Raw genomic sequence first — 12493 nt, 5'->3', positions numbered from 1 at the left:
GTGCGCTCGTCCTCGCGCAGGGCGGAGTCGGCGGCGAGACGCGCCGCTTCTCCCTGGAGGACCTCGATCTCCTTCCGAGTCAGTAGAGACTGCTCTGTGTGGTAGCCGAGCCGGTCAAATGCGTCCAATCGATCGGCTGACAGCGGGCCGTCCTCGGCCGTGCCCCAGGCCGTCGGATCCTCGCGTGCCATGGCGGGTGCGGGCGAGAGCAGACGAGTGGGGTAACGGTCGGTCAGAGTGGTGCTCATGATGCCGGTGCCTTTCGTCTAGAGGGGGTTCTGGTCGTGGCAGGCTGTGGTGCTGTCGCATCCGTTCGGCGCGGGCACGTCCAGGGGGGGATTGCCGTCGAAGAAGCCGTTGGGGCGTAGGGCGAATCCGGTACTCACCACGGGCATGGCGGGTCAGTCCTCGGGGCGCACGATGTGGTGCTCGCCGAACGTGTGCCACACCACCACGTCCGTGTCGGCCAGCGGCCGGTCCTGCTGTACGAAGGCGGGCAGTCCCTCGCCGCCGCGGCTTTGGTTGGGGTAGTCGCCGGCCGCGTAAAACTGTGTGGGGTCGTATGCGGTCACCCACAGGTGTCCGTAGCAGAAGCGTGCCCGCTCCCATGCCTGGCTGCCCTGGGGCTGCATCGGCAGAAGGCCCGAGTTGGGCACCAGTTTGTAGCCCACGGGCTCCCCCAGGCCGTTGCGCTGCCGGGGATTGACGATGCTCCAGAACCGGCCCGTGGCGGCGTGCGCGGTTCGTTGCTGTGCCTGCTGCTCGGATTCCAGTAGCCGGTGCTGAGTGCGCCAGGCGTTGGCGTGCGGATTGTGCACGGCGACAGGGAGCGCCACGGAGTCGACCTCGTGACCAGCGAGAAGCACCTCGCGCCGTCCACGATCCGCAGCTATCAGGGCAGCCTGCGCCTGTTCAGCGAGTTCTTGATCGACGGCCGATACGGCTGGTCGGTGGCCTGCGAGGACGCCTTCGGCACTCACCCCGTGGCCATCTGCCACGAGTGGAACACCATCGCCCACCTCAACGACTACGAGGGGCGCCCTGAGGCGAGGCCGTTCACCCGCGAGGAGATTCAACGCTTCCTCGACTACGCCGACGACCAGGTCGATCGAGCGGTAAGGGCCAAGCGCAGGGGAGCCCTCGCCGCCTACCGCGATGCCACCCTCTTCAAGGTCATCTATGGGTGGGGTCTGCGCCGGACGGAAACATCGAAGCTGGATGTGGTCGACTTCGGGCGGAACGCGAAGGCACCGCAGTTCGGCCGGTACGGCACCCTCAACGTCCGTTACGGCAAGGCGAAGAAGGGGCAGCCGCCGCGCCGTCGGAACGTGCTGTCGGTGATGGGCTGGGCGGTGGACGCCGTCGTCGATTACGTGGAGAACGTACGGCCGCGGTTCGGCTGCGAGGAACATCCCGCCTTGTGGGAGACCGAGCGGGGTGGCCGGGTCAAGCCGGCGGAGATCAACGCCCGGTTCGTCGCCTACCGCGACGCGCTGAGGCTCCCGAAGGCTCTGACTGTCCACTCCGCTCGCCACTCCTACGTCACCCACCTCACAGAGGACGGGGTTGACCGCCGGTTTCTCCAGCAGCAAGTCGGTCACGAGAATGACAGCTCCACCGCCATCTACACGCACGTCAGCGACGACTTCATGAACACCATGCTCCACAAGGCACTTGCTCCCCTACGTGACCCTCCCAGAAGGCCGCTGAAATGCGCTGGCAGGGAGAAAGAAGCCGCTGAGAAGCTGTCTTCATGATGGACAAAGCTGGCGGGGCTCAAGGTCAGACGGTTCACCCGGGAAAGTACGCGCACGTCGAGCGGGAGCGGCGGTTCTTGCTGGCTGAAGCGCCGGCGCTGTCAGCGGTGACGGTCACCCGGATGATCACCGACCGGTATCTGGTCGGGACGCGCCTGCGTCTGCGACGCGCAGAGCGGTCAGACGGCGGCTGCGAGCTCAAGCTCACCCAGAAGGTGCCGATCGCTCGGCCGGGTGCGGTTCAGGGACTGATCACGAATACGTACTTGTCGCCGGCCGAGTACGACCTCCTTGCTTCCCTGCCGGCCGCAGTGCTGTCCAAGACGCGTTTCAGCGTGCCCCCCTTTGGCGTTGACGTCTTCGACGGTCCTCTGCAGGGCCTGGTCCTGGCGGAGGCCGAGTTCACCACCGACGAGGAGGCCCAGTCCTTCGTGCCCCCTCCAAAGTGCGTGGCAGAGGTGACCGACGACGCCCGCTTCACCGGAGGCCGCCTTGTCGAGACCTCCCGCCCAGACCTGCTCCGATGGCTGGCTGAGTACGGGCTCCAGCCAGCGACTCCCTAGCAGCCGAAGCCTCTCGGGTCAGGCATTCGGACAGTTCCAATACCCGACGTCACCATTAGTGGGCCAGCAACGACGGCGGGAGGCAGTTGAGCGGGTCACGGCCATGCAGTTCGACCGGCGCGGCCGCCGGATGCGGCGCCAGGCCCAACTCGTCCTGGACTCCGAGCACGCACGCCGGGCAGTCGGCGAGGTCGCCGATCCCTACGGTTTGTGCGCCGAGCCGTCCAACGTCGCCGCCGGCGGCCACGACTGCCCCGTCCGTTTGCGCTGCGTGGGCTGCGGCCATTTCCGCACCGACGTCTCCCATCTACCCGACCTGGAGTCCTACCTCGCCGACTTGCTGCGCAGCCGCGAACGCCTGGCCGCCTTCAGCGCCGATGACTGGGCCAAGGGCGAGGCCATGCCGTCCGACGAGGAAATCACCCGCGTCCGTCGCCTCATCAGCCGCGTCCGAGCCGACCTAGTTGAGCTCACCGACGAGGACCGCGCTCAGATCCAGCAGGCCGTCCAGGTCGTCCGCCGCACCCGCCAGGTCGTCTCTCTCGGCCTGCCCAGAGTCCGCCTGCCCCTGCCCGACCTGCGTCCCGAAAGGCCCACCGCGTGACCAGCCCGATGATCGAGGGAAAACGAGCCGACTCCGCCCGCCGCCGCGAACGCGTCCTTCAGGCCCTGGATGCGGCCCTGCGCAGCGGTCAGGACATCACCGTGTCCCGGCTCGCCCGCACCGCCCGTGTCGACCGCACCTTCCTCTATCGCCGCCGCGACCTGCTCGAACGCGTCCACGCCGCGGCAATCACCCCTGCCGAGGCAGGCAGAACAGCGGCCGTGAGCAGAGCCTCGCTCCAGACCGACCTCGCCAACGCCCTGGAACGCAACACCCGGCTGACGGCACGCGTCCGGCAGCTGGAGAAGCGGCTGTCCGAGGAGCTGGGCAGGACTGTTTGGACCGAATCCGGCCTCGGTGCCTCAGCAGACCTCGACCAGCTTCAGCGCCGCATCACGGAACTGGAACAACAACTCACGGACGTGCAAGGACAGTTGGAGGAACGAACCGAGGAACTGGACGCGGCACGCGCCGCCAACCGTGAACTGACCCGGGCACTGAACCACACACCGGAGAGAAGCACGGACCTGATCCCTCAGCCCGAACCGGCGACCAGTGCCTCGCCGAGCGGGGTGCGCCGGTAGAGCACCGACCGTCCGGACCGGGCGCGGACGAGCAGGCCCGCGCCTCGCAGGATGGCGAGGTGGTCTCCTACCGCGCCAGGTGCCATGGCGAGGCTTCGGGCGAGGTGGCTGGTACTGGCCGGGGCGTCCAGCGCCACCAGCAGCCGGGCTCGAGCCCGGCCGACCAGAGCGGTCAGCGCGTCCGGTTGAGGGACAGTCTCCTGTTCGCCCCACAGGGCGGCGGTGCCACGGGCGGGGTAGACCAAGGTCCTGGGCCATGGGTCTTCCGTGTGGGCGGCGACATGCCCGACGACGGCCGAAGGGATCAGTAGGAGCCCGTCGCCGGCGAGGCGGACTGTTCCGCCTCGGAAGAAGCCGATCTCGATGCCACCGGCTTGCCAGGCGATGCCCGGGTGCAGGCTCTCGATGGTCGTGGCCCATCCGTGTTCGCCGATCACACCCACCCGGTGCACGACATCGCGCTCACAGATCGCGCGCAGTTGCGGCCAGTCCGTGGCGAGCAGCTCGTGCCACGCCCGGTCCATCGCCTCGGCGATCCTGGGGACGGCGTCCTCGGAGTCCAGCACTGCGCGTACGCGGGGATCGCGGGCGGACGGCCCGGTCGCGGTGTGCGTGAATTCGTGGCGGGCCGCTTCGAGCGGTGTGGCCCGGATCATTGCCAGGTCGTCTGCCCAGGTCTGGTTGAGGCCTCGTGGGGGCGGGGCAACGAAGTTCGGTCCGGATTGCGGGGCCTGCAGAGCGAGGACGGCGTCCAGTTCGGTGTCGCGGCGAAGCCGTTCAAAGGCTGGCATGAGCCGGGCGGCCCAAGCTCGCGGCAGCGGCTGGCCCTGGCCGATGAGCGAGCGAAGCAGTAAGCAGAGGTCCAGCGCGGGCGACAGCGCGAAGCGGCTGCGCAGCAGGTCCTCGACGGAGACTTCGAAGCGCAGCACCCTGTGATGTTATCGCCGGACGTCTGTTCCGATTCGTCCAGCGACGAATCATTGGTGAGTGGCGTGGGCGCACGGCGAGGCTGCGCGTCATGACCCCAACCGCCGAACCCGCACAGGTCAATCACCGTGCCACCTACCGGAAAGTGCTGGCCGAGCCACGATTCCGGCTGCTCTTCTCCGCCCGCGCCGTCTCGATCACTGCGGACGCGCTGCGGATCACCACGTTCTCGGTTCTGGTCTTCTCGGCCACCGGCTCCCCGCTACTGAGCGCAGTGGCCTTCGGCATCGGCTTCATCCCGCAGCTGTTCGGCTCTCTGCTGCTGGGCTCACTGGCCGACCGACTGCCGCCCCGCGCGCTCATCACCGGCGGCTACGCCCTGACGGGCGCCACCGCCCTGCTGCTCGCCCTGGTGCGGATGCCGGTCGCGGCAAGCCTCGGTGTCGTGGCGCTGGTCGCCCTCGCCACACCGGTGTTTCACGGCACGTCGAGTCGGCTGGTCGCGCAGTCGCTGGAGGGCGACGCCTATGTACTGGGCCGTTCACTGAACAACATCGCCGGCGCCGGCGCCCAATTGTTCGGCCTGGCGCTGGGAGGTACGGCCGTCGCGGCACTCGGCCCTCGCCGGGCGCTCGTGGTCAGCGCCGTCCTCTACCTCGGCTGCGCGCTTGCTATCCGCATCCGGCTACCCCGGCTGCAGCCGGGAGAGTTCGGCGGCACACCCGGCAGCGATGGGGGCGATAGCGGGGCCGTCCGTGCAAGCCTGCAGGGTGCAGGCCTGTTGCTGCGCGGACGCACAGTGCGACGACTGATGCTGGCCCAGTGGCTACCTGTCGCGTTCGTAGCGGGCGCGGAAGGCCTCATCGTCGCCTACGCGGGAGAACGCCACTTCGCGCCCGGCTGGTACGCGGTGCTGATGGGCTGTCTGCCGGTCGGCATGCTGGTCGGTGACCTGCTGGTGGGCCGACTGCTACGGCCACCCACCCGGGAGCGACTGGTAGTCCCGTTGATTGCGCTGGCGGGGCTGCCGCTGATCGGCTTTGCTGCCGAGCCCGGAGTGGGCGTCTCGTCCTGTCTGCTGCTGCTCAGCGGCCTCGGATACGCCTACGGTCTCGGACTGCAACGCCCGTTCCTGGACGCCCTGCCGCAGGATGGCCAGGGCCAGGCCTTCGGCTTGCTCGGCTCCGGCAGCATGACGCTGCAGGGCGTCGGGCCGGTTTGCTTGGGCTCGGTGGCCGCAGGCGTGGGAACAGGCGGCGCAATCGCCCTGGCAGGCGGCGCGGCGGTGCTGACCGCCGGCTGGATTCTCACCTGGCACCCGTCCACCTTCCCGGTTCCCGTCCCGAACTCCTCGACCGGATCAGCGAACGGCACCGAACACTATGCGTGTAGTTCTCCTGCGCAGTAACCGTCGCAGGCCAGGCCAGCCGCGGTCGGCATTGACGGGTTCGTCTCCCCGGACGCGTGATCTGTACTTGGTCCTCGTCGTCGGCGTCGTACTCGACGGCGTCCGGGTCCCAGAAGGGGCGCCGGGGCCGCTGGCGGTGATGTTGAACAGGTAGCGGCCCTAAGAAGTTAAAGTGCCGGTCCTTGAGCGGGGAGAGCGGGCCGACGTCCTCGTCCTTGATGTCTTGGCCCTCGGCGCGCGCAGTCGACGCCCAGGTTCGCTGACGGTTGTCCCTCTCGAATTCGACTGCCCAGCGACGGTACCCGGCGCACGACCCCACAGTGCTCCGGACTCCCAAAGAGCCTCGTCAACGAGAGGGCCGCCCAACAGCCCATTCAGGCGACAGCACCACACCTATCGCAGTGGCTAGACTCCGGATCAATGGCGCTGAGCTGCACCAACGTGAACCACTCACTATCGCCATAGGCCAGAACCCCAGAGAACGTGCAACTGCCCGACGCGACCGCGTTCGACGGCGAGCTGGTGGTGTGGGAGAACGGCCTCGCGTTCGAGCGCTCCAGGAGCGGCTGCATCTCCGCGGCGCTGGCGCGGCCCGGGCGGCGGAATTGTGGCCGGCGCACTTCGTCGCCTTCGACCTGCTGCGGCTGTCGGGCACTGGCCATTCGTGGACTGGTTGGTCATTCTCCGCCGGGTGGGGCAGCCGCCAGACGCTGAACGTCACGCTGGTGGAACCCGAGCTGGTGGTGGAAGTCAGCGTCGACGTCGACCGCGACGCCTCCGGTCGGTGGCGTCACCCCGCACGCTGGCACCGGGCCCGCCCCGACCTCTCCCCCGCCGACGCCTCCACCGTCACGCCGCCGTAGCCCGACCACCCGTGCAGCACGGTGAAACGGCGCTGACCTGCCATGGTCTGCGTCTTGGTCGGTGTGTCCTCCGCCGTGGTTGGGTCTCGACCGGTTTTCCTCCCCGGACGGGTGAAGCCCGCCCCATTGCCAGAACCTTCACCGGCACCGACACGTCATGCCGGGCATGAGACCGATCCATGACACGCACATCGAAGAGCCGCGGCTGGCCGTCGCCGAGGTCGCGGCCGCCGACGACACCACCGCCTTCGCCGTCCAGGAGCTGCTCGCCGCGCACTGCACGATCGCACCGGCCGACCACACCGTGTGTGAGCCCGGCGAACCTGGCGTCCGGCCGCGATCCGCGTCGCCGACCCGGCCAGCTTGCGATTGGCCAGGCCCAGCCGCACCGGGCTCGGGGCGCGGATGTGCGGGCGGCCGCTGGTGCTGCACGAGCAGTTCATGAACGGCTACATAGCCCCCGGTCGCCAGCACCACGTCCGGACGGAATGCCGCGATCGCCTTGCGTGCCTGCGCCACGCCCAACGGCACTCGAGCCATGTCCCGCACCTTGGCGGCCGACAGCATCTTCAACGGATTCGACGACCGGCGGATCTTGCCCGTGGCGACCGGGGTGAACGGAATCCCTTCGGCGGGAGCAACCCGGGCCTCCAGCCCGCTCTTTGCACCGATCCACAGCACCTCCAGCACCCGCCCGGACCCCGCGAGCCGGTCCCGAAGCGCCCGGATGGCGGTCAGCGCCGGGTAGGTGTGCCCACCGGTCCCACCACCGGTCCCAGTCAACCGGAAAGCAGACAGCGCACCGTCATGAGTCCTGTTCACCAACGGAGCTGTGTGGAGACGCGCTCGTACCGGTGCGGGACCCCCAGCGCACGTGCTGATGATCAATACGGCTGCCGTAGAGGTCACTGCGATCGCCGACGGGCCACACAGCGCCCGTCTTCGGCCGGTGGGCGGCCGCTGCGGGCGCGTACCTGTAGGGGCTCCGTGACAGCGATTTCAGGACCTTAGTCACCGCAATGAGTGACAGGTCGAACGTGATTGCCCGGAAGGGCCCGAAATCTGCGCCAGAGATCGGTGGCCGGCATGCCGGACTCCCGGCGGCCGGGAGTCGAACTAATATCTCGTCGTGGCAAACGACGACGTATGACTATCCCCGATGATCCCTGACCGCCCAGCGCGACCTCCTGGTGGTGCGCGCCGAACCCGCTGCTCTCCTCGAGGCGCTGCCGTACAGCGTGAAGCCGACTAACCAGCACGAAGCCGCCAGCGACCGGAAACTGCAGTTGCCGGGGGGCCGTAGCACGTTGAAACAGCCCTGGTATACGGTGGCACCATGAGCGAACGTATCGGTGTGCGGCGTAGCATAAAGAGCTTTATCTCGAATGTGTTTAATCGCCCTTTCCTTGGGCTTCTGTTTACTCTTGTGCTGATTGTCGCAATTTGGGTTGGCCTTCAACTGGTACTACCCGCCCTGACCTGAAATGCCTTACAGAAATACTTCCGGCCGCCCCAATGATGCAACGCCGGGGCGGCCGGAAACATTATTTAATCAGCAGTTTGATGAGGCTTTATACCAGGGATAGTGGTTCGAGGGTGCGAACTTCTTATGTCCCTTGGTCTTCGGGTTGACCGTCATAGTGCAGTAGGATCCCGTTTTGGGCTCACCGCCGGGCTCCTGGCCGCTGTAGTAGGTCCGTACACTGCGCTTCTGACTGCAGTGATTGTTGAAGTAGATCGTCTGGCTCAACGGCCCCCGGTACCCGATGGATATGTTGAACTTCGCGCCCGCTGGTGAACTGCACTTCCAGCTATAGCGCTTCCACACCCCGTCGTCATCGGACTTCGCGGCAGAAACTGCGACCTCGGCGCCGAAGTGCGCGAACATGTCGGCGTCGAATTCCTTGAACAAAGTGGGGTTGGTAATCTCCCCATCCACGCCGCTGAGTTCTGCGGACATCGCGGCAGGAACTCCGGAGTCGGCCTCCTCGAATGCCTCGATCAAGGGCGGCGCGGTGAGCTCTCCATCGACGGCACTCGGCGCGAGAGCTTCCTCATTAGCGTGCGCCGCGACGGGGCTCCCCGCCGTAAGCGCCACTGCGGTCAGCGACCCCAATGCAGCCGTCAATGCCCGCATCCGGATCCCCTGCCTAATTCGCATAGACACGCATATCCCCCTGTGACTCTGTGTAATTGTGTGGTCGTGGATCACGATATGGCTTTCGGCATCGGAGGGCGATACCCGTGTCCGAAATGGCACCAGATATCCGCTGGAATTTGAGTTAGATCTGAGGTTTCTGATGGCCTGTGGCGCGTGGCGGTAGGGCAGGCCCGCTGGACCATACGCTGCCCATTGAGGGCCTCCAGCAGAGCAACTCCAGAGTGAGGACAGCCTTGGTGATAGTCGTCACGCGGTTCGGACTCCACCGGGCGCAACGGAAAATTCGCCAGGATTTCAAGCGGGCAACCGCTCGTTCGACGGGGACGCGAGCAGTGGGCAAGGCCGGTTGACCGTCTGCTCGGTCGTAGGGAGTTCGCCTTGGAGTGGGCGGCGTTTGGGGGTGGTGCCCCACTCGCCTGCACCGATGCAGGCCATGTCGGCGAGGACAGGGACGCCCTGGCGCTCGCAGATCCTGATGTCTGCCCTTCTTGGCGTGAAGCTCGACGATGTCCCTGCCCCGCGTGCCCTCCGCCCTCGACACCGCTGCGGCCGGTCTGGCAGCGACGGGGGATGCCCCGCTGCGGCTGGCGCTCGCTTTCGTGCTGCCCGGCCTGCTGTCGGTCGTGGTCCAAGCCGTCAGAGAGACGCTCACCGGCATCTCCCGCTCCCGCACGCAGGCGATGCGCCGCCGTCACGAGGACCGGCTCCTTGGCACGCTCACCGATGCCGGGGCGGGCCTGGCACATCTCGAGCGGGTGCAGCAAAGGCTGCCCCCGGCTGCCGGGACGGCCGGCACCGAGTCGACTCCGCCCGCCGGTGTGGAAAACAATGACCCACCGTCCGGATCGCCCCCGTGAGGCCGCGAGACGTCGGCCCGCCCGGGGTGGGTGCCGGCGGGGACGCACCGAGGGGGCTGGCGCTACCGGCCGGCGCTGGCACACGTTGTCTGTGTAGCGGACGCGTTGCCCGCTGGCTGGCGCCGCCGCACCCGGCTGCCTGACCGACCTTTGTTGAGGGCCATGACCGACGGCCAGGGGCGGCGTGTAGGACGTGCGGCATCCTCACCCAGGCGCTGCTTGTACTGCGGCCTGCGGCTGCACCGACCGGGCGGTCGTGATGGCGTCATCCGGGTGAGCAAGCGCCACGACTGCGGTGTCCGCAGCCGCGGCGCCTCTAGCGTGCGGCCATGGAAGACACTCCGATGCCCGAACCGCTGCGCCGCGCGGTTCACCAGCTCGTCTCTGAAGTCGTCCTGAACTGCCAGGAGGTGCTGCGCTACACCGAGCCGGCTGTTGCGCACGACTGGCAGCGGATGACGCTGTACCGGGCCACGGATGCCTCGGACACGATGGACCTGGCGTCCCTGCTGATCGCCGCGTACTGCCAGCGCACCGGCATGTCCATGAACACCCTGGCGTCGTACATGCAGGTCCGACAGCAGCGCAGCCGGGCCACCGGCCCGCAGGATCGCGACCGCCACGAGGTCGCCGGGATGCTCGGCACGCCGCTTCCACCCGAGGACGATCACGAGGCGCGGCGGTGGTTCTCGTGGGGCGAGGGGTACGCCGAAGACGGATTGATGACCGAGGTGGATGAGCAGCGGTTGTTCACCGAGGCGTGCCTGCACGGCCTGCGTGCCAGGCTGTGTGACGACGTCGACTCCCTCGACAGTTGCTTCCCGCCGCACGTCGCGGCGCTTGCCCGGAAGGTCGCAGGGGTGCTTCAGGTGCCGCAGCCGGCACCCGCGTGACCGACCAATCCCACCGTCGTTGGACGGTACGCCGCTCGATATGGGCCCCGGGGCCGTTCCTCCGGGGCCCTCGGTGTATCCGGGGCGGTATGACCGACAGCGGCACGTGGCGGTCGACCTCTTCGTACCGCGCGAGGCTGACGGATCAGGCCTGAGGTGGGTGGAAGACCCAGCCCATGGCTTCCATGGTCTCCGTTTCCCACATCGCGAAGAGCAGGGGCAGGTCGATGGCGCGCCGGGCGGGATCGCGTTTCCAGCGGATCAGGTTGGCCGCGGCCGGGCGGCCGCTGTCGCAGTGCTCTCACAGCTCCAGCATCACCTCCGGTGCGGGCGCCCTCCAGTGCAGCACCACTTCGCGGCCGCACCGCGAACAGGCCACGGGTGCTTTGTCCTCGCGATGCTGGTCCACCAGAGGCCACATGCCCTGGAGCTGCTCATCGGTCACCGCGTCGAGGGCCCCGTCAACGTTGCGGGTGCGCCAGAAGGAACCGTCGGGACGGACGACGTAACGCCACTCGAACGACATGACAGCCCCCTCTTGGGACGAATGTGGTGCGATGCGCGGTGCCCGTACGGCCTTGACCCCGACGGTATCCCCAGCGCTCCATGGCAAGCGCCACTGCCCGCCTGACTAGCCTGGACAAGGCGCTGGCACACCGCCGTCGCCAGTAAGATTTCAGTCATGTCGCCACTTGGCGGCGGAGGCTGACGCTGTGAGGGCCAGTCTCCCACCGGATGCCTAACGCGGCGGGCCATGCCCCCTGTCCGGCCAGCTACTCGACGTTGGGCTTGACGCCGGGTTCATCAGCACCTGCACCAAGCCGCGTCAGCCTGGTGACAACTCCCCGGGTGCAGCCCAGGGCCAGAGCCAGGTGAGAGCGTACAGCGCCAGCGCAGGGCGCGGTGCGAGTCGCGTGTGCCAGCTGTGGCCTGACGCGTCCGAGGGTGGCGGTGTGCGCGATGTCGGCCGAGCACGGTAGAAACATTGCATGTGGTGGAAAAGAGCACGGTGGACTGCCGTGGCGGTCGTCAGTGTGGCGCTGCTGGCCGGAGTGTTGGCTGTTGTCTTCACTCCGCTCACGCGGCGTCTGACCCGCTGGGTAACGAACGGCGATTGGTCCCATCTGGACGCTGCTGCTCGGGCAGCGGCAGTCGGCCAGCTCCGTCTTGCCGTCGTGCAGGTGGTCGCTGCCGTCGGGGCTGCCATCGCCCTGACCTATACGGTCCGTACCTTCCGGCTCAGTCGCCGGGGCCAGGTCACCGACCGCTTCACCAAGGCGCTGGAGCGGCTGAGTTCGGGCGAGGCGTATGTGCGCATCGGAGGCGTCCTGGCGATGGAGCAGATCGTGCAGGACGCCCCGGATCAGGGCGATCACGCGGCGCGGGTGCTGAATGCGTTCGTACGCCGTCATGCACCAGCCGCCGAGTCGGTTGCGCTGGAGGCGGGGAAGTTGCCGAAGGAGCCGGAGGAGCAGGTCCAGGAGGCGCTGCGCGCGCTGACGGTGAAGCGACCCTGGCACCGTGGCCCACGCAGGCCGGTGGACCTGGCCGGCCTCCACTTGAAGGGGGCTCGGCTCCGGGACGCGCAGCTGGGCGGGGCCCTGCTGAAGGGGGCCACACTTACCGGAGTGGACCTGCGGGGCGCCGTCCTCAAGGACGCCGACCTGTCGGATGCCGATCTGACCCGGGCCGATCTGTCCACCGCACGAGGGCTGAGCGAGGCGCAGCTCCTTGCGGCCGGTAGCCTGCGCGGATGTCGTCTGCCGTCGGCGCTTGCCTCCCGGGCTGCGGTCGCCGGCCGCGTCGGCGCGGGCGAGTAGGACGCTGTGGAGTTCGGGTGCCGCGGCCGCGAGTGGCGGGTACGGGCCAGTTTGGG

The 12493-nt window shown here is 68.0% G+C and carries 15 protein-coding genes and 4 pseudogenes; 11 read left to right on the top strand and 8 right to left on the bottom strand.

The genetic code is table 11. The features are described 5' to 3' along the window. The 3 genes and pseudogenes from ACIQJT_RS21405 to ACIQJT_RS21395 all read right to left on the bottom strand — a co-directional run. Nucleotides 1-248, bottom strand: a pseudogene (locus tag ACIQJT_RS21405) (ectoine hydroxylase); the annotation flags it as partial. An 18-nt stretch (nucleotides 249-266) separates the two neighbouring features. Then, the gene (locus ACIQJT_RS21400; protein ID WP_402645682.1) at nucleotides 267-395 is read right to left on the bottom strand and encodes a hypothetical protein; all 129 of its coding nucleotides are present in this window, start codon (nucleotides 393-395) and stop codon (nucleotides 267-269) included. 6 nt (nucleotides 396-401) lie between these two features. Next, on the bottom strand, nucleotides 402-836 hold the full coding sequence (locus ACIQJT_RS21395; RefSeq protein WP_402645679.1) for a hypothetical protein: 435 nt from the start codon (nucleotides 834-836) through the stop codon (nucleotides 402-404). A 12-nt stretch (nucleotides 837-848) separates the two neighbouring features. Here ACIQJT_RS21395 and ACIQJT_RS21390 point away from each other — a divergent pair, with 12 nt between their 5' ends. The 4 genes from ACIQJT_RS21390 (at nucleotide 849) to ACIQJT_RS21375 (ending at nucleotide 3508) form a co-directional block, all read left to right on the top strand. Further along, entirely contained in the window at nucleotides 849-1757 is a 909-nt protein-coding gene (locus tag ACIQJT_RS21390) for a tyrosine-type recombinase/integrase (RefSeq protein ID WP_402645677.1), read from the top strand. Further along, nucleotides 1754-2320: a hypothetical protein gene (locus tag ACIQJT_RS21385; RefSeq protein ID WP_402645674.1), complete on the top strand. Its 567-nt coding sequence runs from the start codon at nucleotides 1754-1756 to the stop codon at nucleotides 2318-2320. The genes ACIQJT_RS21390 and ACIQJT_RS21385 overlap by 4 nt, the downstream gene beginning before the upstream one ends. A 103-nt stretch (nucleotides 2321-2423) precedes the next feature. Then, nucleotides 2424-2924, top strand: coding sequence for a hypothetical protein (locus ACIQJT_RS21380; protein WP_402645672.1), 501 nt, complete (start codon nucleotides 2424-2426; stop codon nucleotides 2922-2924). Beyond that, a complete protein-coding gene (locus ACIQJT_RS21375) occupies nucleotides 2921-3508 on the top strand; it encodes a DUF6262 family protein (RefSeq protein ID WP_402645669.1) in 588 nt (195 codons plus the stop codon). The genes ACIQJT_RS21380 and ACIQJT_RS21375 overlap by 4 nt, the downstream gene beginning before the upstream one ends. On the opposite strand, the gene ACIQJT_RS21370 is transcribed toward ACIQJT_RS21375, so the two are convergent. Further along, nucleotides 3460-4437 (bottom strand): ArsR/SmtB family transcription factor, encoded by a 978-nt coding sequence (locus ACIQJT_RS21370; RefSeq protein WP_402645667.1) that lies wholly within the window; start codon nucleotides 4435-4437, stop codon nucleotides 3460-3462. The two genes, ACIQJT_RS21375 and ACIQJT_RS21370, sit on opposite strands and share 49 nt — an antisense overlap. Before the next feature lie 89 nt (nucleotides 4438-4526). On the opposite strand from ACIQJT_RS21370, the gene ACIQJT_RS21365 reads away from it, so the two are divergent. The 3 genes and pseudogenes from ACIQJT_RS21365 to ACIQJT_RS21355 all read left to right on the top strand — a co-directional run. Then, nucleotides 4527-5843 carry an MFS transporter gene (locus tag ACIQJT_RS21365; RefSeq protein ID WP_402645664.1) on the top strand — a complete coding sequence of 439 codons (1317 nt, stop codon included), beginning with the start codon at nucleotides 4527-4529 and terminating at the stop codon, nucleotides 5841-5843. Between the two features lie 725 nt (nucleotides 5844-6568). After that, a complete protein-coding gene (locus ACIQJT_RS21360; RefSeq protein WP_402645661.1) occupies nucleotides 6569-6706 on the top strand; it encodes an ATP-dependent DNA ligase in 138 nt (45 codons plus the stop codon). Between the two features lie 157 nt (nucleotides 6707-6863). Continuing rightward, nucleotides 6864-6992: pseudogene (locus ACIQJT_RS21355) on the top strand (DUF6207 family protein); the annotation flags it as partial. Here ACIQJT_RS21355 and ACIQJT_RS21350 read toward each other — a convergent pair. Next, a pseudogene (locus ACIQJT_RS21350) lies at nucleotides 6991-7531 on the bottom strand (glycosyltransferase); the annotation flags it as partial. The pseudogenes ACIQJT_RS21355 and ACIQJT_RS21350 sit on opposite strands and share 2 nt — an antisense overlap. A gap of 511 nt (nucleotides 7532-8042) precedes the next feature. Between ACIQJT_RS21350 and ACIQJT_RS21345 the strand changes: the two are divergent. Beyond that, nucleotides 8043-8189, top strand: coding sequence for a hypothetical protein (locus ACIQJT_RS21345; protein WP_402645659.1), 147 nt, complete (start codon nucleotides 8043-8045; stop codon nucleotides 8187-8189). A 69-nt stretch (nucleotides 8190-8258) separates the two neighbouring features. On the opposite strand, the gene ACIQJT_RS21340 is transcribed toward ACIQJT_RS21345, so the two are convergent. After that, nucleotides 8259-8843: a hypothetical protein gene (locus ACIQJT_RS21340; RefSeq protein WP_402645656.1), complete on the bottom strand. Its 585-nt coding sequence runs from the start codon at nucleotides 8841-8843 to the stop codon at nucleotides 8259-8261. Between the two features lie 238 nt (nucleotides 8844-9081). After that, nucleotides 9082-9344, bottom strand: a pseudogene (locus ACIQJT_RS21335) (transposase family protein); the annotation flags it as partial. 29 nt (nucleotides 9345-9373) lie between these two features. On the opposite strand from ACIQJT_RS21335, the gene ACIQJT_RS21330 reads away from it, so the two are divergent. Then, the gene (locus ACIQJT_RS21330; protein ID WP_402645654.1) at nucleotides 9374-9724 is read left to right on the top strand and encodes a hypothetical protein; all 351 of its coding nucleotides are present in this window, start codon (nucleotides 9374-9376) and stop codon (nucleotides 9722-9724) included. A gap of 329 nt (nucleotides 9725-10053) precedes the next feature. After that, nucleotides 10054-10617: a hypothetical protein gene (locus tag ACIQJT_RS21325; RefSeq protein WP_402645651.1), complete on the top strand. Its 564-nt coding sequence runs from the start codon at nucleotides 10054-10056 to the stop codon at nucleotides 10615-10617. 301 nt (nucleotides 10618-10918) lie between these two features. Here ACIQJT_RS21325 and ACIQJT_RS21320 read toward each other — a convergent pair whose 3' ends face one another. Then, the gene (locus tag ACIQJT_RS21320; RefSeq protein WP_402645648.1) at nucleotides 10919-11143 is read right to left on the bottom strand and encodes a hypothetical protein; all 225 of its coding nucleotides are present in this window, start codon (nucleotides 11141-11143) and stop codon (nucleotides 10919-10921) included. 493 nt (nucleotides 11144-11636) lie between these two features. Between ACIQJT_RS21320 and ACIQJT_RS21315 the strand changes: the two genes are divergently transcribed. Beyond that, nucleotides 11637-12437, top strand: a complete 801-nt coding sequence (locus ACIQJT_RS21315) for a pentapeptide repeat-containing protein (RefSeq protein WP_402645645.1) — start codon at nucleotides 11637-11639, stop codon at nucleotides 12435-12437. The last annotated feature ends 56 nt before the right edge of the window (nucleotides 12438-12493 follow it).

The sequence above is a fragment of the Streptomyces sp. NPDC091972 genome (genome assembly GCF_044756385.1).
Classification (GTDB): domain Bacteria; phylum Actinomycetota; class Actinomycetes; order Streptomycetales; family Streptomycetaceae; genus Streptomyces.
Note: the sequence above shows the minus strand (reverse complement) of the source record. Positions and strands in the feature narration are given on the sequence as shown.